Origin of the sequence: Hamadaea tsunoensis DSM 44101 (genome assembly GCF_000428945.1) — a bacterium.
GTDB lineage: Bacteria > Actinomycetota > Actinomycetes > Mycobacteriales > Micromonosporaceae > Hamadaea > Hamadaea tsunoensis.
On sequence record NZ_AUAX01000039.1, the window covers coordinates 36,936 to 56,945 of the forward strand.

A 20,010-nucleotide genomic window follows, 5' to 3' on the forward strand; every position below is an offset into this window, starting at 1 on the left:
ATCTTCCTTTCCGAACCGGAACCGCTACTGGACGGCCGAGTTCGCCGCGAGGAGGGTCGAGTACCAGGAGGACCACGGGTTGTTCGTCGCGGGGTAGTTCTCGATCGGCGTCGTGGCCAGGCTCGCGTCGTCGAAGTCCCAGCCGCGGACGATCTTTCCGGCCGCCCGCGACGACGTGATGAACGACTTGTTCGTCGCCACCGCCGCGTAGAACAAGGCACCTTCCTGGAGCAACGCCGAATCCCCGGCCTGGTACTCGTCGAACGCGATCTGCTGGTAGCTGATCCGCGTGGCCCCGACCCGATCAGTCGCCGCGCGCAGATACCCGTCCGACCCGACGGAGACGGTCACCCGGCCGACGCTGCTGGCCGAGGAAGTCGTGGCGTATCGGGCGTCGGACGTCTTGGCGTGCGTACCGGTGTTCCAGGTGACCGTCCCGGCCGACGCGTTCAGGGTGCCGTCCCAGAACCAGTTCTGGGAGTTCGACTGGCTGCGGTGGATCTCCCGGACGGCGGTGGACCCCGGGCCGACGAAGGCGATGGAGGGCAGGACGCCGCTGTCGTACTGGTGCGACGCCGACCAGGCGATGTCGCCGTCCGCGGTGATCTGGCCGACGTGGTACCAGAGGGTGCTCGCGCTCTGCGACTTGTGCACCTCGACGAGGTATCCGTTGTCGTTCAAGGCGATCGCCGGGGTGGTGCCGGAGTCGTACCGGCCGTGGCGCAGCCAGGTGACGCGTCCGTCGGCGCCGTACGCGCCGCTCCAGTACCAGAGGGTTCCGGATCCGGAGTCGTGCACCTCGACGACCTGGCCCCGGGCGTTGATCGCCACCGCGGGGTTCGCTCCCGTGTCGGCCTTGTACGCGGATCGCGTACCCGCGTCGCCGGACAGCAGGGTCAGGACGCGGCCGCGCAGCGACCCGATCGTGCCGAGGGTGCCCGGGACGTCCTTGGCCAGCAGGAGCTGCGCGCCGAAGGCGTCCGACAGTTCCTGGTTGACGGCGGCCAGGTTGCCGGCGGCGTACGAGGTGTTGTCGGTGAGGTCGTCTTTGAGGTCCAGCATCACGAGCAGGGGTGCGTGGTCGGGGTGCCCGGCCGACCAGGCGGCCACCGTCTGCAGCCAGGCCCGGAGGTTGTTCGTCGACGGGTTGCCGGTGTGGTCGACCTTGTCGCCCGGCGCGTCGTGGCCGACGGCGTAGTCCAGTGTGGACGCGTACCCGTTGTCGTGTATGTCGAATTCGAGGAAGCGTACGCCGTTGTCGAGCTGGTAGGTGATGGAACCTTTGGCGCCGTCGACGTTGCCGGAGTAGCTGTTGTGGGTGGCGCGGAAGACGGCCGAGGCGAACGGCAGGTCGTCGCCCGGCAGGGCGGCGGCCGCGGGGGTGGGGGCGGCCAGCAGCAGGGCCGCGGCGAGCGCGGCGGCGAGGGTTCTCACAAACCCCGGACGGTACGCCGTGACGGTGAAGGAAATCTATATCGAGGATGAGCGCTTGCCGACATGCCGGATGATGGGCGGGTGGCCGACACCGACCTGATGCGCGTGAGCGACTGGGTCGCGGACCGGTACGCGCCGGTCGGCCGCTGGCTGGAGCGGACCGAGGAGCGGCTGGACCGCACGGCCGCCGGTTCCGTACGCGAATGGGTGCGCCCGATGGCCGCGACGGTCGCGGCCGCGGTGCTGCTCGTCGTGGTCCTGCATCTCATGGTGGCGGCGCTGTTCACGGGCGGCCCGGTGGCGCGGGCGGCCGGGGCCGGGCTGTTCGCGGTCGTGGCGCTGGGGCTGCAGGTCGTCGTCATCCGCAACGTGCTGATCTCGATCGCCGAGCCCAGCCGCCGGCGCTACCTGCTCATCGCCTCGCTCGCGGCGGTGTCCGCCCTGCTCACGAGCGTCGGCGCGTTCGCGGCAGCGACCGCGGCCGTGCGGTCGCAGCCGCTCTGGCCGGCCGAGCGCGGGTTCCTGTGGCAGCTCGCGGACGCCGTTCCGCTGCTCGGGATTCCGGGCCGGGTCGGCTGGACCGAACCGCCGCTGCCGAACGGGTTCGGCTGGCGGCTCACCCTGCTGGCGTTCAAAATCATCGTCATCGTGCCGTTGCTGCGCCTGGTCGTCGCCCTGTACGAACTGGCCGAGGCGCAGCGCGGCGAGCCGCGGTCGCGGACGCGTACGTGGCGGCTGGGGGCGCTGCAGATCGAGGACGCGGGGGTCCTTTCCTCCTCCGCCGTCGCCGCCGGCTTCCTGTGGGGCGCCTTCGGCCCCGGCACCCCGCTGTGGCGCCAGGCGGTGCCGATCGGCCCGGCCGGCCCGCTGAGCCTCGTCGTGCTCATGGTCTTCGGCGCCCTGGCCACCCGCGCCTACTGGGGCGCGTTCCTCGGCACGCTGGAGGTCTTCGCGATCTTCCTCCTCGGCCCGCCGCGCCTGGCCGCCGTCCTCGCCGCGCTCTTCGTCTTCCCCTCCCATTCCCTGGGTACGCGTTGGCTGCCGTTCCTCGCGGGCGGCGGGTTCGGCGTACGGCTGGCGGTGTTCGGGCTGGCCTGGTCGGCGCTCTACACCGTGCTCGGTCGCGTGTGGATAGTGCCCGGCCTCGCCACGACGGCCATCGCCGCCGGCCTGCTGCTGCTGTTCGCGGGCGGCACCGCGCCGGGCCGGCTCTGGCTGCTCGACCACGTCCGGGGTACGCCGGGCGGCTTCGCCCTCGGGCCGGGCTTCGCGACGGCCGCGGTCTGGTACGCGCTCGCGTACGTGGCCGGGCTGGTCGGGCGGATGCCGGTGCTGGCCGGGCAGGCGGGCGGCCCCGGCACCAGGTACGAGCGGGGCTGGCTGGTCCGCCGCCTGCTCGACTACGCCTGCGCCGGTACGCAGATCCTCATCGCGGCCGCCGGTGCGCTCGTCGCCGTCCAGGGTCCCGGACCCGCCGGCCTGTACGCCCCGGCGGCCGTGGCCGCGCCCGTGGACGCGTGGCGGTGCTTCGAGTCCGCCGTGTGGAACACCGCCGACATCATTCCCGGCCCGGACATTCCGGCGGTGCTGGGCTGGCGGGCGCCGGCCGGCGTACCCGGGCCGGTGGCGGGGACGGTCGTGCTGCTGGCGCTGGTGGTCGTCGTGCTGCTCGCGGTGTTCCCGATCGCGCGCTCGGTCTTCGGCTGGGCCCGGTGGAAGGCCGGATCCGTGGCGGAGTCGCCGGGCCTCGCAACGCCCGAACTGCTGATCGGCCGGCTGCGGGCCGTGCAGGAGTTCGTCGCGGCGACACCGGAACCGGCCCGGCGCGGCGTACGCCTGCCGGAGTCGACACGGCTGGCCGAGACCCGCCACGAGCTGCGCCAGGCGGAGGAGACGCTGACCCGGCTGCAGGACGTCTGGGGCGTCGACACTCCCATGCACCGCTACGCCTGGTGGGCGTACGAGTGGACGCGGCGGGCGTACTGGGCGACCATCCACGGCAGCCGGACGCGGTTCGAGCTGCCGAAGGCCGAGGAAGCGCTCACGGAGCTCGACTTCTACGCGCTGCGGTGGCGTACCGCGCTGCGGGCCGTCAGCGAGGAAGGCGATCCGGTCGCGGTGTCGCCGAGCCGGCCGCCGGGGCAGCGCCCGCCCGGCGACGCCGTCGAGCCCGTCAGCTGACCGGTCCCGCCGTCCAGAGGCGGAGCTTCTCCGGGTTGCGGACCGCCCACATGCGACTGATGAGACCGTCGGCGACCTCGAACGCCATGACCGTCGCGGTCACGCCGTCCACCTGCGCGACGAGTCCGGGCTGCCCGTTGACCGTCGCCTCCATGATCGTCATGGCCGGCGCGAACTTCAGGATCTCGACGGCGTACCGGGCGATCTGGTCGCGGCCCACGATCGGGCGCGGCAGCGTGTTGACCAGGCCGCCGCCGTCGGCGACCGCGATCGCGTCCGGGTCGAGCAGGCCGACGAGGGCGGCGATGTCCTTGGCCGCCCAGGCTTCCTTGAAACCGCGCACGATCCCGGCCCGCTCGGCCGGCGGCGTCGGGGCCGGCTGCCCGGCCCGGATCCGGTGCCGGGCCGACGAGGCGAGCTTGCGGCACGCGGCCGGCGTACGCCCGGTGATGTCGGCGATGTCGGTGAAGGGGTAGCCGAAGACGTCGTGCAGGATGAACGCGACCCGCTCGGCGGGCGTCATCGCGTCGAGCACGACGAGGAACGCCATGTTGATCGACTCGTCGAGCGTCACGCGGTCGGCCGGGTCGGCGGGACCGGGCCGGGTGATCCAGTCGGTCGACGCGGGCACGGGTTCGGGCACCCATTCGCCGACGTAGCGCTCCCGGCGTACGCGGGCCGAGCCGAGCTGGTCCAGGCAGACGCGGCCGGCCACCTTCGTCAGCCACGCGCCGGGGGATTCGATGGCGGCCCGGTGCTCGGGCGTCTGGGCGTACCAGCGGGCGTAGGTCTCCTGCACCACGTCCTCCGCGTCTGCCACCGACCCCAACAGCCGGTACGCCATCCCGAGCAGCTGCCGGCGCTCGGCCATGACCGCGTCCAGATCCCCCACGGCGGTCTCCTTCCTTCGCACCGGCCGACGCCCCGGCTGACCTCCCTGACCGGCAGAGCCGCCGAAATGTGAGCTGGGTCGCCTCGCCTCACACATCCGCCCACAGTCTCGTCGGACCTGTGAGGCCACAAACATGATCAAGATTACCGGCCGACGAGCCGTCGTCATCCAGGAGGAATACATCATGATGCGCAAGGCGTACGCGGGACTGGCGGTTCTGCTCACGGTGCTGGTGGTGGCGCAGTTCTTCTTCGCGGCGAGCGGGGCGTTCGGCGCGGCGAAGGACAGCCACTCCTACGATCCGCACCACGCCCTCGGCTATGTGATCTTCAGCGTGCCGGTGCTGCTGACCGCGGTGGCGGCGCTCGGGCGGCTGGCCGGGCGGATGATCTGGCTCCCGCTGGTGATCGCGGGCCTGGTGTCGCTGCAGGTCGTGATCGCGGAGATCGCGAAGGGCCTGGACGGTACCGCCGGCGCGCTCGTGTTCGGCCTGCACGCGCTGGGCGGCCTGGCGATCATGGGAGTCACCGGGTTGATCCTGCGCCGCTCGCTGGCCAAGTGACGAGCCGACACAGCGGCCGGGCCCACACCGGGCCCGGCCGCGTTCCGCGGATCAGTACCGGATCGTGACGGTGGCCGTGCCGAGCACCGCCGGCAGCTTCGTGACGTCGACCTTGAGCAGCTCGCCGTCGTCCACCGCGCCGCTCGCGTCCAGGGTCTTCTGGTGCACGAGGTACGCGCCCGACGCCGACTTCACCGGCGCGCAGGCCGTGGTGTCGGACAGGCCCGACGCCTCGCAGGCGGCCTCGTTCTGGCCCAGCAGGTGGTCCACGCCGAAGTCGCTGTCGTTGGCGATGAACAGCGTCCGGCCGCCGTCGGCGGTGGCGACGCCCTCGATCTTGTCGTGGCCGAAGAACCGCCCGGTGGGGTCGAGCTGGTTCAGCACGGTGCCGATCTCCAGGTACGGGGTCTTGCCCACCGGCGTGATGCCGGCCTGGGACAGCAGCAGCCCGGCCTTGGCGGTGTTCGCGTCACCCACGTACGCGTCGATCGACTTCGGCCCGGCCGGGGTCGCGACCGTGTAGCCGAGCGGGTTCACGCCGTCGCCCAGCACGTCGGTCGCGCCGGTCAGGTCGATCTCGTACAGGTTCTTGAACGTGGCCGTGCCGGCCCCGCCCTGGGTGCCGTCCCGCTCGTCGACCAGGAACTTCGTGCTCGACAGGGCGGTGATCTCGCTGACCGCGCCGGCCGTCGTACCCGGGTTGGTGAGCAGGTACAGGTACTCGTGGGTCGCCTTCGTCCGCAGGTCGACGGTCACGATGCGGACCGGCGCCACGGCGGCCGGCTTGATGGTCTTGCCCTTGGCGTCGGTGCCGTAGTCCGGCACGGTCAGCGCGGACTGCATGATGCCGACGAGCGTGCGGCCGTCCGGCGTGACCGTCAGCCCCTCCATGCCCTTGTTCTTGGTACGCAGCTTCAGCTCGATCGGCAGCGGGTGCCGGGTGTCGACGGCGTGCCCGTTGCCGAGCCCGCCGCCGGTGTCGGCGCCCCACGGCGACAGCCGCTCGATCTCCTGGCCGTTCCGGTCGAAGTGCGTGATGAACGGCCCGTACTCGTCGGAGACCCAGAATGTGCCGTCGGCCAGCGCGACCAGGCCCTCCGAGTCGTACCCGTTGTCCGGGTCCAGCGTGGTGGAGGTGCCGGGAACCGCGTACGCCCGGGCGGGGTCGATGTACGTCCCGTAGATGTCCTCGGTCTTCTCCGCGCTCGCCGCGATCTTCGTGACCGGATTCGCCAGCCCGTTGTACGCCGATCCGTCCGGTGCGGACAGAGCGATCGTCCGGCGCAGCACGGCCTTGCCGCCGACGAGCTGGAACAGCCCGATCTGCGGGTTGAACGTCGGCTGCAGGAACACCTTCTGGTTGGCCGGGCCGAGGTCGTCGGCGTTCGGGCCCCGGTCGGTGACCCCGTAGAACCAGCCCGGCCGGCCGGGCGCCGCCACGAACGACGAGCCGAAGCCGCCGCCCGAGATCAGCGCGGCCGCACCGTCCGGGCCTTCGAGCTCGCCCAGCGGCGGGATCTTGTCCGCGCCCTGTACGGCGTCCTGGTAGACGGTGACCGCGTCGGTCGCGGTGTAGGTGAAGCGCACCGTGCCGTGGCTGCCCGCCACCGCCGGGGTGAACGTGTAGGAGCCGTCCGCGCGCACCGTCAGGCTGCCGGCGGCCGGATCGTCCAGCCCGCCCGTACGCACGACGGCGGTCGCGCCGAAGTCGTTCGCGAGGACGTTGCCCGTGACGGTGCCGCCACGGGCCACGGCGTAGTCGGCGTTCACCGCGAAGGGGTGGGACTGCGCGGCCCACCATCCGAACGGGTCGGCCCACGCGGTGGCGACCGACGCCGCCACGACGACGGCCACGGTGCCGCCGATGACTGCTGCCCGCTTGCGGGCCATGGGGTTGAGACGGGGGTTGAGACGCATGTCCGCAACCAAGCGCCGGCAGGCGAACCGAAGATGATCGGCCGGTGACCATCCCCTGTCGACTACCCCAATCATGTGCCACAGCCAGTGTGATCGGGGTCACGTCCGTAGCCGCAACCTCGGTGGCCGCCCGTGCGTGTCTTGTCGGCACTGAATGCGTCGACGGCGTGTTCTGCAGCACCGAATGCGTCAACGGGGGAGGGCGGGGGGTCGGCAAACCCTCCGCCCTGTGCGCACGGGGAGGTCTGACATACTCGGCGGCCCGACGACCGAGGAGGTCGAGTGAGCGGCCGGCGCGACTTCGCGGAGTTCTACACCGCGGCGTTCGCCCCGCTCACCTCGCAGTTGCACGCCTTCGTGGGCGACCACGCGGAGGCGCAGGACCTCGTGCAGGAGGCGTTCTGCCGGGCGCTCACCAAGTGGCCGACGGTGTCCACGTACGACGATCCCTTCTCGTGGGTCCGCAAGGTCGCCTGGAACCTGGCGATCTCGCGCTGGCGGCGGGCCCGCCGGCTCCGGCTGCGCCACCGCGAGCTGGTGCCGCCCGACGTGGAGCCGCCGACCGCCGGCGAGGTCGACCTGACCCGGGCGCTCGGCGAACTGCCGGCCCAGCACCGCCAGGTCGTGGTCCTGCACTACCTGGCGGACATGTCGGTCGCGGAGATCGCCGAGTTCACCGGATCACCCGAGGGAACGATCAAGGCGTGGCTGCACCGGGCCCGGCGTACGCTCGCCGGCCTGCTCGCGGCCGAGGACGAGGAGGTGCCCGATGTCTGACCCGCTGCACGAGCGGTTCGAGTCGTTCCGCACCGCCTCGATGGCGCGTACCCGCCCGCCCGGCGTCGCCGCGGCCCGCCGCACGATCGTCCGCCGCCAGCTCACCCGGGCCGGCGTCCTGGCGCTCACCGCGATCGGCCTGGCCCTGGCGATCTGGCTGCCGCCGGGCGGGGAAGGCGCGATCCCGGCGACGCCGAGCACGCCGCCCGCTGTCTCGCCGAGCCCCGCGGTCGTGAGCGCGTCCCCGTCGGCCGCACCCTCGCCGTCAGCGTCACGGTCCCCGCAGGACGACCGGCCGCCCTGCTCCATCGCGTACGCGGGGACGGCGGGAGCGCTGCTGCTGCAGAGCACCGACCCCGACACGTACGCGCTGCCGGCCAAGGTCGTCAGTGCCTGCCCGTCCATCTCGATCCAGCTGACCAGGGCCGTCTACGTCGGCGGCACCGACCAGGCCCCCGAGAACCTCAGCCGCTACCGGACGGTGACACGCGTACTGTCGGCCGCCCATCCGACGGCCACGCTGCCGGCACCCGCCCGGCCGGACGGCACCTGCTACAGCGCGCTGGAGGTCACCGTCTCCGGGGCGGGATCACTTCCGGCCGTACTGCCGAACCCGATCCCGGAGCTGGCCGGCACCGGCAGCCAGGACGGCCTGAACCGCTACTTCGCGAACCGGGGTCACGGCGTACTCGGCGTCTCCTGGGCCGAGCCGTCCTGCTGATCGCGGACGGCCCGGTTCACACGGACGACGCGTACCAGGGCACCGGCGGCGGCCAGGGCGATGCCCACGACCACGCACGCCGCGAGCAGAGTGGACAGTCCGGACCGCCCTGATCCGGCGGCGAGGTCCGGAGTGGACGATGAAGGCGATGGTGCCGGAGCGGCGGTCGTGACCAGTCCGGCCGCCGGCGACGGGGTAGCCGTCGGTACCGTTCCGGCCGGCCTCGTCCCACCGGAACGGTGTCCCTGGCCGGCGTACGGCGCGGGCGCGTACGCGAACGAGATCTGCCCGACCTGCCCCAGCGCGGCCGCGCACCTCGGCGAGCGGAAGGACGCGTACGCCGCGTAGTCGCCTTCGGGGGCGCCCGGCGGGAACGACATCCACACGTTGACGGAGTGGTGCGAGCCCGGCGCCAGCGCGGGCAGCGACTCGGCCGCCGTGGCCCAGTAGGGTTCGGCCCGGGCCACCCACGTCAGGTCCGCCTGCCGCCACGCCGACCCGTCGAGGTTCCAGTAGACGGACGGCGGGAAATCCTCCGCCGCGTGCCCGGGATCCGGCGAGTCCCCGGGTGTCGGCGACATCGTCGCCGAGGGCTGCGGGGACGGCGACGCGGTCTCCCGCGCCGGCGGGATGATCTGAAACTCGATGGTCAGATCGGTGAGGCTCACGGCCGTCGTGTTGAGAATGGTCGTTCCATTGTGGACTGCCTGATTCGGTTGCCGGGCGGCCTGACCGGCCGGTGCCGTCGGCCCGGTGATGTCATCGTCACCGCAGGGCGCCGGCAAGGGAGAAGGGCTCGGCGAGGCCGCGGGCGGCGCCGCGCTCGGCGAGGGCGAGGAGGCGGCCGCGGGAGTGCCGGCGATCAGCGGCACCGAAGTCAGCATCAGCAGGTACGCGCCGGTCCGGAGGATCGCGTCTGTGGACCGCACGCCGTGCCTCCCGTTCACCTGGCCGGAAACCGCACGATAACAGCTCATGTCAGGGTGGAGGACCGCCCCCGATGGACTCGGTCCTCCACCCGTTTCCTGTCGCGGCGGCCCTAGACGCAGGTGAAGCAGCGCGGGTCGTTCGGGATGCCGCCGCCACCCGTGCCGATGGTGGTGGGCGGCGTGTAGGGGACGAGGACGCGCGGGTCGTCGGTCGCGATCGGCGCGAACGACGCGTCGTGGTCGCCCACGGGCGTCACGGCGAAACAGGCGACCCGGTTGCCGGGGGTGCCGTTGACGCAGAACGCGGTGAGGTTGGCCCAGGAGCCCCCGGCACCGGTCAGGGTCTTGGTGATCGAGAACTGGAACCGGTTGGGGAACGAGGCGAGCGAGCTGGCGTGGGCGTCGACCGTGGTGTAGCTGACGACGGCCCAGTAGACGCTCGAGGACGGCGTGTCCACACCGGGGCATTCCTGCAACCAGCCGGAGATCGTGGTGGAGCCGTCCACGGTGGGCGGTGCGGATGTCACCGCCCCGATCGCGCAGGTGCCCGCGAAGCCGCGCCGCCACTCCCACGGATGCAGCGGTACGCCGATCGTGGCGTGGGCGGGTACGCCGGAACCGAGCACGGCGACGACGGCGAACGCGGCGGCGAGAAGGATCCGTTTCATGAGGGGTTCTCCTTGTGAGGCTCGGCCGACAGCGAGACGGCGCGCGCGGCGCCGAGCGCGATGCCCAGCTGGAATCGGTTTTCCACGCCGGCCTTGTCCATGAGGCCGCGCAGGATGGTGGAGACCGTCCGCTCGCTGATACGCAGCGCCCGGGCCGCCGCGGCGTCGGAGTGCCCATGGGCGAGGAGGTTGATGAGCTGGCTTTCGCGACCGGAGAGCTCGATCATCGGCATGGTGGTCTCCTTGAGTTCGTGAGCTTCGTCCCAGGACTTCTCGAACAGCCCGACGAGACCGCGAACAATCTCGATGTCGGCGACTTCGAGGTATCCCCGGTCGTAGTCGTGCTGGTCGACGGGGAAGAGGGCGACGACCTGGTCCACGATGATCAGCTTCATCGAGAGCCGGTCCGCTTCGCGGTAGAGCGCCTGTTGGGGCTGCCCGACGAGTTCCGCCGGATCCACGCAGCCGCTCACCCCGATCTCGCGTACGGTGATGCCGCGGTCGAGCAGCGTCTGATCCATCGGCGCCGCGGCCTGGGCCGACGACGACTCGAACGAGACCTCCGGATTGATCACCAGATGCTCGGCACTGGCCACGGTGACCAGCCGGCCGAGACGGTCCCGGGTGGCCTCACGCGTACGCAGATGGCGGATGCCGGGTCCCAGCATGTCGGCCAGTCCCCGCAGATCGGGCGCGCCCGCGGGATCGAACGAACCCCGTCGCCGGTTGCGGTACGCCTCGTCCAGCCGGCGTACGAGGGGCGCGGGATCGTCGGCGTACCAGAGGCCGTCGGGGGTCCGGCTCAACGCGTGCAGGCCGCAGAGTTCGGCGAGGGCGACGCGTACCTGCCGGATGGGTACGCCCAGGTCGGCGGCGAGCGCCTCGGCCGTGCGGCCCTGCGTCGTGCGCAGGGCCCGGAACATCAGATCGGCCAGTGCGCCGACGCCCCACCGGGTGAGTGACGGCGTGGCCACGGCGGTCACCAGCTCGTCGGATCTGCCTTTGCCCATCGAAGGCCCCCCTTGTCGTCCGGGGGAATACCATCATCCAGGGCAATCAAGGTCCAGGGCGTGACCGAACTGTGATGTGGTGCTGCGGGATTCCGCATCACCACAGTTCACAGCGGTTGGCCGGGCGGACGCCCGGCGCCGCGATCGTCAGCCGATGTCGGTGAGCGTCCGCTCCACCGCCGCGAGTCGCTGGTCCACGGCGGCCAGCTTGTCCGCCAACTGCTGGTTGGCCGCGGTGCTGGCTTCGAGGGCGGCCCGCAGCTGCCCCGCGTCCTCTTTGCGGGTACGGCCCGTGACGGCCCAGCCGACCATGACCACCGCCCAGGCGATGATGCCGACGCTGCCGATGATGACCCAACCGTCCATGTTCTCGAACATTCCTTCCTTCAGGTGAGGGGCTGTCCGGCGGTGCCGGGCCCGCTGCTGCCGGCGGCCTCGCCGCCGCTCGGGTCGCTCTCCTTCAACGGGCTGCGCGCCACCGCGTCCACGATGGCGGCCACGTCGATCGTCAGGCTGAAGTCGACGACGTCGAAGTACTTCAGCGCCTTGCCGTCGGCCGACAGTTCCAGGTGCCCGGTCAGGAAACCGGCCTCCTCCAGCCGCCGCAGGTGCATGTAGAGCAGCGGCCGGGACAGGCCGAGCCGGCGCGCCAGCTCGCTGACGTGCGTCGGCTGCTCGGCCAGCGCCGACAGGATGCGCAGCCGGTGCGGATTCGCGATCGCCGCCAGCCGTTCCACCAGCCCGTCCACATCCATTGCCGCCACTGATTTCAGCCCCGCTCGTCACGTGTAAGAAGATTCTTACACGTGGCCGCAAGAGTCGGCAACGAGGATGTCGCGTACGTGACGTTCATCGGCTGCGCGACAGCTGAAAAGCACGTCGGGCGGCCCCAGTAGGGAACCGCCCGACGTCCCGGCGTACCCGTCAGGCGTACGCCTCGAATTCGTAGATGCGGGTGGCGGCATTGCCACCCTGCTCGCCGTTGATGACGGCGAGCTTGATGTAGCGGGCCGTGACCGACACCGGGTGCGTGGTGACGCTGGCGGTGTTCCCGCGGACCTGCACCGCGGTGGTCCAGGTGGTTCCGTCGGCGGACGTCTGGATGTCGAAGTCCTGGGTGTTGAGGGACGTCGACTCGCCGCCGGCCCCGGCGTGGCGCACGGTGAAGGAGCTCAACGTGTACGCCTGCCCGAGGTCGACCTGAAGGAACTTGGTGGCCGCCGTGGAGCAGAACTTGTCGCTGCTGCCCCCGGAGACCGAGCCGTTGACGGCCTTGGCCGGGGCTTCGTTGGTGTTGCACGCCGCCGAGCCGGTGGCTGTCTTGTTCAGCGCCACGTTCGTCACCGAGCCCGAACCGGGCGTGCCGTAGACCTCGAACTCGTAGATCCGGGTCGGTGTCGCGCTGGTCTGCGTGCCGTTCAGGACGTTCATCCGCACGTACCGGCCGGTCGCCGTCACGGCGTGCGTGCTGACGTTGGCCGTGTTGGCGCGGGCCTGGACCACGGTCGTCCAGGTGCTCCCGTCGGCGGACGTCTGGATGTCGAAGTCCTTGGTGTTCCACGAGGCCGACTCGCCGCCGGCGCCCGCGTGGCGGACGGTGAACGACGAGATCGCGTAGGACTGCCCGAGGTCGACCTGCAGGTAGGCCCCGGTGGCCGCGGAGCAGAACTTGTCGCTCGTGCCGCCGGTCACCGATCCGTTGACCGCCTTGGCCGGGCCCTCGTTGGTGTTGCAGGCGGCCGAGCCGGTGGCGGGCTTGTTGAGGGCGACGTTCGGCGGGCCGCTCACGGTCGTGTCCCACGACGGCGGGGCGTCGGCGGCGGCCGCACCCCAGGTCGTGCTGGCCGTGGTGGCGAGCGTGAGGTCGACCGTGCCGCCGCCGGCGACCATCGACTCGGCGAGCCACGGCTTGGTGGACGTCGTCCCGTTGACGGCGGCGGACTGGATGTAGAAAGTGGACGCCGACGCGTTGGGCGCGTTCACGGTCAGCGTGATCCCGTTGCTGCGGTGGATCACGACCTGCGGGAAGAGCGGCGCGGCGAGGAGCAGTTCGGCGCGGCCGGGCGCGAGCGGTTGCAGGCCCATCGCCGACCACGCGTACCAGGCCGACATGGCGCCCAGGTCGTCCTGGCCGGGGATGCCGCCCGGGGTGTTGGACCACAACGTGTTGAGGACCTGCCGCACGGTCTGCTGGGCCTTGTACGGCTGGCCCGTGAAGTCGTACAGCCACGGCGCGCCGATCGACGGCTCGTTGGACAGGTCGGACTTGGTGCCGCCGGCCCCGCTGAGCGCCCAGCTGCCGTCGGTGTTGTGGAAGAAGGTGTCCAGGCGGCTGTTGGTGGTGGCGTTGCCGCCCATCTTGTCGGCCAGGCCGCGGACGTTGTGCGGCACCATCCACGTGTACTGCGCGGCGCTGCCCTCGGCGAAGCCGTCGTCGTTGCCCGGGGTCAGAGCCGGCCAGGTACCGTCCTCGCGCCGGTTCTGGATGTAGCCGGTGCCCGGGTTGAACACGTTCTTCCAGTACTGCGACCGGGCCAGGAAGGTCTGCGCGGTCGTGGTCTGCCCGAGCCGCCCGGCCAGCTGCGAGATGCCGAAGTCGGCCACCGAGTCCTCCAGCGACTCGCCCGCGCCGCCCCAGGCGTTGCTGCTCTCGGGGATGTAGTGCACGCCCAGCCACTTGTCGAGTGACGGCCGCTCACCGACGACCATCACGTTCCAGCCCTGGTTCGACAGGTCGGCGCTGGTCACCGTGGTCGCGGCCGACGTCATGGACGCCAGCGCCCCGGCCGCGTCGAAACCCGTGCCGCCGAAAGCGTAGATGCTCGGCACGGCCGCGTGCGCGGGATCGCCGGTCATCACGTGCGTACCGCCCTGGTTGTGGGTCCAGCGGTCCCACACCCCGCCGTTCTGGTTGGCCTGGTTGTACAGCGACTGCGCGATGTCCGCCCCGATGTCGGGTCGCAGCAGCGTCACCAGCTGCAACTGTCCACGATAGACATCCCAGCCGGAGAAGTTCGCGTACTGCGCCGTCTGTCCGGATGCGACGGTGTGCACCTGCTGGTCCATGCCGACGTACTGGCCGTTGCGGTCGCTGAAGACGTTCGGGTGCAGCAGGCTGTGGTAGACCGCGGTGTAGAACGTGCTCTGCTGGGCCGCCGTACCGCCGGTGATCTCCGCCCGGCCGAGTTCCGTGTTCCACGCGTTCGTCGCCGCCGTCCGTACGCTGTCGAACGTCGTGCCGGCCGGGTTCTCGCCGTTGAGGTTCGCGGTGGCGTTCGCGGCACTGACATACGAGACGCCGACGCGCAGGCCCACGGTCCGCCCGGAGGACAGGTCGAACGACACGTAGGCGCCCGATCCCTTGCCGGCGACCGGCCAGCCGTCGGTCCCGTAGGTGGTCGCGCCGCTCGCCGACGTCGTGCCGGCGCGCAGCGTACCGTCCTGCCAGGTGCCCGTGGAGGCGAACGGCTTGTCGAACACGGCCGTGAAGTAGAGCGTGTAGTAACTGCGCCGGTCGACGGTGTTGATGTAGCCGCAGAAGTTGCCGCTGGTCACCGAGCCGCTGATGGTCTGGTTGGCGGCGTCGACCGTCACGTTGGCCGCACTCGACCCGACCTCCGAGTTCGACGTACGCACGAGCATGCTCGCCGTCCCGGCCGGATAGGTGAACCGCCCCGCCCCGGTACGCGTCGTCGCCGTCAACTCGCTGTCCACACCGGATCCGAGCAGTACGCGGTAGTAGCCGGCCGTGGCGGTCTCGTTGGCGTGCGAGAACGAACTGGCGTACGTGGCGTCGGTCGTGTCCGCGCTGGGCGAGGAGTTCACCGTGCCGAGATAGGGCAGGAACGGGATGTCACCCGAGGCGCCCGCGCAACCGGTGCCCGACAGGTGGGTCAGGCTGAAGCCGCGGATACGGGTGACGTTGTAGGAGTATCCGCCCGGCTCAGGCGTACGCGTCTGGTTGCCGCCCGTGTTCTCGGGGCTGAACTGCACCATCCCGAACGGGACGACGGCGCCGGGCAGGGTCTCGCCGTGGTTCGAGGTGCCGACCAGCGTATTGACCAGGCCGGCCGGATTGGCGACCGCGGCGTACGCGGGGGCGGGCAGCCCGACCAGGCCGCCGGCGACCAGGGCGAGCGCGGGGATGAGGGACCTTCGTAGGGGCATCGTGTCCTCCGGAGGGGGAGCGTCAGACAACGTTGTCATGAGAAGTAGCCATCAATATGAACCGATCCGTGAGGCGCGTCAACCCGTGCGGGTGCCCGTCGTCGGAAATGCCATGCGCGTGGCAGCCGTCGGTGCCGTCGTCGCCGCCGCAACCGTCGGAGTGTCACAGTCGCCGGTGGCCAACACGTCCAAGGCGCTGTGCCAGGTGGGAGACGTCGTGCTCAGCGGCGGGTACGCGGTCCTGAACCACTGATTCCGCGCAAGGAGGCGAAGGCGGGATGCTCGCGCCGGCGAGCGCCCCGACCTACCGAGCCTGATCCGAAGTGGATGATGCGGTCGGGAGGGCCGCGGCCTGTGCGGCGTTGACGATCGACAGCAGCAGGAGATCGGCCGCGAGGGCCGGCACGGCGCCGAACTGGCTCAGCGTGAACTTGAAGACCTGGCCCACGATCAGGTCGATGCTCAGAGCGATGCCGAACCACCGCAGCGCGGCCGCGCGGTCGCGGCGAAGCCGGATGCTGCCCGCGATCCCCAGCGCGGTCATCACGACCGCCACCAGGACCGCCACGATGGCCGGACCGGTCTCGCGGCGGCGTCCGCCATCGACGATGGCGCCGATGACCAGGAACAGCACGGGCTGGGCGATGATCCAGCCGGCCGCCGCGCGGATGGGCCAGCGCCGCCGGGCGAGCCGGTCGCGCGTGGTGCGGGCCCAGTCCGCGACGCGGCGCCACGGTCGGCCGGCGGTCTCCTCACCTGGGGGCAGCGCTTCCAGCAGGTGGAGCACCGCACGGTCCAGTTCGTTCTCCGGTACGCCGATCGACCGGATCGCGTCCGCCCGCTGGTGTGCGGTCACCCCGAAGACGATCCCGCCCAGCGCCATGTCCAGCGCGTCCGCGCGTCGCTGGCTGCGGGTCGGCGCGGTCCGGTTGCGCAACCGGCGGCCCAGCAGGAGCAGGAGCGCGAAAACCAGGTAGATGATGCTCGCTGCCGGCCGGTAGAAGTAGTCGTTGTTCTGCGTGAGGAACTTGCCGACCTCGTCGAGGAAGAGCCCGAAGCCCACCCCGCCCACGACCGCCGCGGCGAATCGGGCTGGTCGTCCATAGAGGATGGTGGCCGCCCCGATCGCCGCGCCCATCAGCAGGCCGCCCCACAGTACGTGCGCGACGTGCAGGCCGCCGACGCCCAGCCGCGGATAGCCGGTCATGCCCAGGTAGGCGCGGATCAGCAGGACGGTGCCGATCCCGGCGAGCACGAACGCGCGCAGGTAACGTGCCGCGTTGCCGGCGCGTGCCGCTCGCCACGGGGCTGCTGCTCGACTCAGGTCCAAGGCCACCCCGCCAGCATTCTCCAACCTCGGCCGGGCCGACATCGGGAAGTACCCGGACCGTGCCACCAGGGTTGTGCCTTAGGAGTCGCGCGGTTGCCAGTGGATCGGGTGCCCGGTCGCCGCCCGTCCAGGCGACGACCGGGCCGCACGGTCAGGGACCGGTGCAGGGTGTTCCGTTGAGGGTCACCAGGGACGGCTTCGGCCGGGCGTACGCGCCGCTCATGGTGGCGTTGAACCCGATGTACGCCGTGGCGCCCGGCTGGAGCTTGGCGTTGTAGGACTCGTTGGCGGCCGAGACGACGGCGCCCGCCTGGGTGACGCGCCCCATCCACGCCTCGCGGATCTTCTGGTCGCCGGTGAACGCGAAGCGGACGGTCCAGCCGTCGACGGTGCTGCCGCCGGTGTTGGTGACCGCCAGCTGCGCGGTGAAGCCGGAGCCGTCGGCCCAGGCGCCGTAGTCGTCGTAGGTCACCCGGCAGGACGGCGCGGCGGGCGGCTGGGCGCTGCCCTGATCGGCGAGGAAGGACGACAGCCACGCCAGCGAGGAGTTCCAGTTGACGGCCACCTCGTTGGTCGCGTACGACTGGATGTCGTCGACGTAGCAGAACATCGGCTTGCAGCCGGCCAGCAGCTGCTGGGCGAACGGGTCGTCGAGCCCGGCGTTCGCGCCGCCGGCGAGGGAGCCGGGCGGCGGGTGCGGCAGGGTGGCGTCGAGTTCGTGGCTGTAGATGCGGGTGTGCTGGTTCTCCGACGCGTGCTCGCCCCAACCGGTCACGTAGGACTGGTTGAGGGCGTTGCGGCCGAGGATGTAGTCCATCGACTGCACCGCGCCGTCCCGGTACGCGCCGACGCCGGACAGGTCGTACGCCGTCGCCAGGACGATCGCGTTGTTGATGATGTTGCTGTTGCCGCCCCAGAAGTAGGATCCGGCGTTGCCCGGCATCGGCAGCCCGTACGCCTGACCGGCCTGGGTCGTGAGGTACGCGTTCGCGGCGGTGAGGACCGACTGGCGGATGCGGGTCCTGTCGGCCGCCGGCAGTCCACTCGGGACGGTGGCCAGGTCGAGCCGGCCGAGGGCCGCGGTGCTGCCCCAGCCGAACCCGGTCGGGCTGAACACGTCACCCGTGTTGTAGGCGGAGCCGGTGACGTCGGCGAGGTAGGAGGCCGCGCCCGTCGTCAGGTACAGCTCCGCCGCCGCCCAGTAGAACTCGTCGCTGACGTCGTTGTCGCTGTAGGTGCCGCCGCCGGTGCCGTCGTTCGGGTCCGCGTAGACGGCCGGGTGGGCCTTCGCCGCCGCGTACGCCTTCTTCGCCGCCGCCAGCGCCCGGTCGGCGAACGCCTTGTCGTACGGTGCGAACAGGCGCGCGCCCTGCGCGGCGACGGCCGCGAGGTTGAGGGTGGCGGCCGTGGACGGCGGGTGCAGCTCGCGCGGCTGCGGGTCGTCCTGCGGTTGCAGCGGCAGGCCGGTCCAGTTGCGGTCGTGCACCTTGTGATGCACCATTCCGGCCAGTGCCTGGCCGTCCGGGACCTGCATGCGCAGCATGAACTCCAGCTCCCAGCGCGCCTCGTCGAGCACGTCCGGCACGCTGTTGCCCCTTTCGGGTACGCGCAGCGTGGAGTCGCCGAGCCCGGCACCGAACCGGCCGGTCGGCGCGGTCTTCGTGCGCTCGTACGAGCTGAGGAGCTGGGCGGTCGCGATGCCGCCGTTGACGACGTACTTGCCGTGGTCGCCGGCGTCGTACCAGCCGCCCCGGACGTCGAGGCGGTAGTCGCAGCCGCCGGCCTGGCACGGCACGCTCGTGTCACCCTGGTTGGGGGCCACGCCGAGGTGTCCGGCCGGGCGGGCGTACTGGGCACCGACGAGGGAACCGTCGATGGCGATGCCGCTGCGCTGGATGTAGAAGAACTGCAGGGAATCCGAGCGCAGCTGCTGGTACACGGCACCGATGTCGAACGGGTGGCTCGTCTCGCCGTCGGCCCTCAGCGTGTAGCCGGTGCCCGTGGTCGCGTACGCGCTGAAATCGATCGTGTGGACGTTCTGCCCGGAGGCGGCGTCGAGGCCGCGCGGGGCCGTCTGGCCGGAGGCGACGACGGAGCCCGCGGCGTTGCGCAGTTCCCACGGCAGCGCGGTGGTCGCGGTGGTGACCAGCGTGGCGTTCTTGGGCCCGGTCGGCAGGTAGCCGACCTGGTTGACCCGTACGCGGGGGCCGGTGTCCGGCACGTAGGGCGGCTTCTCCTCGCCGCCGAGCAGCGAGACGTTGTCGAGGCACAGCGTGTACGCCGAAGCGTTGCCGCCCACCTGGAACGCGACCTGCGCGGCCGTGGTGTCCTCGGTGGCGGTGAACGTGTACGCGTAGTGCCCGCCCGCGGCCGTCATCGGTATGTCGCGGACGAAATAGGAGGTGTACGGCGCCGCGCCGAGCTGGACGGCGACCCGCACGGTGGCAGCGGGATCGGCGGCGGCGTCGAAGGAGAACGCGTACTCGTGCCCGGCCAGCAGCGTCACGTCGTTCTGGCCCACCCCGGCGTCCCACGGATTGGCCAGCCCACCCGGTACGGTCGTGCACAAGCGGCCGTCGACGACTCCGGTCCCGGTGGTGCCATAGGTGTACCAGCCGGAGGTTCCGTCGGTGAATCCGCCGTTCTTGACCTGCTCGGGTCCGCCGCCCGTACCGGAGTCCACACTGGACAACGAGACGTCGTCCAGGCAGAACGCGTACGCCGTCGGGGCGCCGAGCTGGAAGGTCAGCGTACCGTTCGCCGAGTCGAGCCCGGCGGTGAACGTGTAGGTGAACGTCTGCGCCGCGGGCGTGAGCGCGACGTCGCGGGACAGGGCCGCGGTGTAGGGCGCCTCGTTCAGCTGGACGTTGGCCTTCACGGTGGTCGCGACGCTGGCCGAGGCGGAGAATCGCAACGTGTAGGCGGCGCCGTCGATCAGCGGGATGCCGTTGTCGCCGATGCTCACGTCCCACGGGTTCGTGCTGCCGGCCGGGACGTTCGCGCACAATCGTCCGGAGTCGACGGTGAGGGCGGTGTTGGCGGTCGCCCACCACGGGTCGGTGCCGCTGTCGAAGGTGCCGTTCGTGATGTGCTCGACCGGCGCCGCGTACGCGGGCACCGCCGAGGTCGCGGCCGAAGCCATGGCGAGGAGGGCGGCGCCTACGGCACCGCCGATCCGCCGGAAGGCATGAGGCATGGGGCGGTCCTTCCTGCAAGAATGCTGGGAGCGCTCCCAGACTGTGGGAATAGTGCCAGCGCCGTATGTTCATGTCAATTGATGAATCACCGGCCCGGGCTGCGGTCGCCCCTTGCCCGCCGGCGGTCCTTCGCCTTTCGGCAAGCCTCCGGCGGATCTCGGCGAGCACTCCGCGGACCCGCGAGCCGGGAAAGTTACGCCGCTGGGAAGCCGCTGCCCCGGAAGC

Annotated in this window: 16 protein-coding genes; 5 read left to right on the top strand and 11 right to left on the bottom strand. The window is 71.3% G+C overall.

What is annotated here, in order from left to right; all coding sequences use genetic code 11:
* Positions 1-24 precede the first annotated feature (24 nt).
* A complete protein-coding gene (locus G401_RS0135745) occupies positions 25-1,434 on the bottom strand; it encodes a PI-PLC domain-containing protein (protein ID WP_027346257.1) in 1,410 nt (469 codons plus the stop codon).
* Positions 1,435-1,515: 81 nt separating this feature from the next.
* On the opposite strand from G401_RS0135745, the gene G401_RS0135750 reads away from it, so the two are divergent.
* A complete protein-coding gene (locus G401_RS0135750) occupies positions 1,516-3,615 on the top strand; it encodes a hypothetical protein (protein WP_027346258.1) in 2,100 nt (699 codons plus the stop codon).
* Here the strand turns inward: G401_RS0135750 and sigJ are convergent.
* Positions 3,608-4,507, bottom strand: a complete 900-nt coding sequence (gene sigJ / locus G401_RS0135755; RefSeq protein WP_245602000.1) for an RNA polymerase sigma factor SigJ — start codon at positions 4,505-4,507, stop codon at positions 3,608-3,610. The genes G401_RS0135750 and sigJ overlap by 8 nt on opposite strands.
* Positions 4,508-4,640: 133 nt before the next feature.
* On the opposite strand from sigJ, the gene G401_RS50790 reads away from it, so the two are divergent.
* Complete coding sequence (locus G401_RS50790; protein WP_245602002.1) at positions 4,641-5,069, top strand: DUF6220 domain-containing protein; 429 nt, start codon at positions 4,641-4,643, stop codon at positions 5,067-5,069.
* 51 nt (positions 5,070-5,120) lie between these two features.
* On the opposite strand, the gene G401_RS0135765 is transcribed toward G401_RS50790, so the two are convergent.
* Positions 5,121-6,986 carry an esterase-like activity of phytase family protein gene (locus tag G401_RS0135765; protein ID WP_211240942.1) on the bottom strand — a complete coding sequence of 622 codons (1,866 nt, stop codon included), beginning with the start codon at positions 6,984-6,986 and terminating at the stop codon, positions 5,121-5,123.
* 282 nt (positions 6,987-7,268) lie between these two features.
* On the opposite strand from G401_RS0135765, the gene G401_RS50795 reads away from it, so the two are divergent.
* Positions 7,269-7,763 (top strand): SigE family RNA polymerase sigma factor, encoded by a 495-nt coding sequence (locus G401_RS50795; protein WP_034594117.1) that lies wholly within the window; start codon positions 7,269-7,271, stop codon positions 7,761-7,763.
* A complete protein-coding gene (locus G401_RS0135775) occupies positions 7,756-8,484 on the top strand; it encodes a hypothetical protein (RefSeq protein ID WP_027346261.1) in 729 nt (242 codons plus the stop codon). The genes G401_RS50795 and G401_RS0135775 overlap by 8 nt, the downstream gene beginning before the upstream one ends.
* On the opposite strand, the gene G401_RS0135780 is transcribed toward G401_RS0135775, so the two are convergent.
* From G401_RS0135780 to G401_RS50805, 6 genes are all read right to left on the bottom strand, one after another.
* Positions 8,442-9,413 (bottom strand): hypothetical protein, encoded by a 972-nt coding sequence (locus tag G401_RS0135780; protein ID WP_027346262.1) that lies wholly within the window; start codon positions 9,411-9,413, stop codon positions 8,442-8,444. The genes G401_RS0135775 and G401_RS0135780 overlap by 43 nt on opposite strands.
* Before the next feature lie 110 nt (positions 9,414-9,523).
* Entirely contained in the window at positions 9,524-10,081 is a 558-nt protein-coding gene (locus G401_RS0135785) for a hypothetical protein (protein WP_027346263.1), read from the bottom strand.
* The gene (locus G401_RS0135790) at positions 10,078-11,091 is read right to left on the bottom strand and encodes a helix-turn-helix transcriptional regulator (protein ID WP_027346264.1); all 1,014 of its coding nucleotides are present in this window, start codon (positions 11,089-11,091) and stop codon (positions 10,078-10,080) included. Before G401_RS0135790 ends, G401_RS0135785 begins: the two co-directional genes overlap by 4 nt.
* Positions 11,092-11,238: 147 nt before the next feature.
* Positions 11,239-11,457: a hypothetical protein gene (locus tag G401_RS0135795; RefSeq protein WP_157546710.1), complete on the bottom strand. Its 219-nt coding sequence runs from the start codon at positions 11,455-11,457 to the stop codon at positions 11,239-11,241.
* A 20-nt stretch (positions 11,458-11,477) separates the two neighbouring features.
* A complete protein-coding gene (locus G401_RS50800; protein WP_034594118.1) occupies positions 11,478-11,846 on the bottom strand; it encodes an ArsR/SmtB family transcription factor in 369 nt (122 codons plus the stop codon).
* A gap of 169 nt (positions 11,847-12,015) precedes the next feature.
* On the bottom strand, positions 12,016-15,258 hold the full coding sequence (locus tag G401_RS50805; RefSeq protein WP_051367693.1) for a GH92 family glycosyl hydrolase: 3,243 nt from the start codon (positions 15,256-15,258) through the stop codon (positions 12,016-12,018).
* Between the two features lie 112 nt (positions 15,259-15,370).
* Here G401_RS50805 and G401_RS56405 point away from each other — a divergent pair, with 112 nt between their 5' ends.
* A complete protein-coding gene (locus G401_RS56405; protein WP_157546711.1) occupies positions 15,371-15,511 on the top strand; it encodes a hypothetical protein in 141 nt (46 codons plus the stop codon).
* Between the two features lie 51 nt (positions 15,512-15,562).
* On the opposite strand, the gene G401_RS50810 is transcribed toward G401_RS56405, so the two are convergent.
* Both G401_RS50810 and G401_RS50815 read right to left on the bottom strand, forming a co-directional pair.
* On the bottom strand, positions 15,563-16,594 hold the full coding sequence (locus G401_RS50810) for a hypothetical protein (RefSeq protein ID WP_157546712.1): 1,032 nt from the start codon (positions 16,592-16,594) through the stop codon (positions 15,563-15,565).
* Positions 16,595-16,739: 145 nt separating this feature from the next.
* Positions 16,740-19,784, bottom strand: coding sequence for a glycoside hydrolase family 9 protein (locus tag G401_RS50815; RefSeq protein ID WP_034594119.1), 3,045 nt, complete (start codon positions 19,782-19,784; stop codon positions 16,740-16,742).
* Positions 19,785-20,010: the final 226 nt, after the last annotated feature.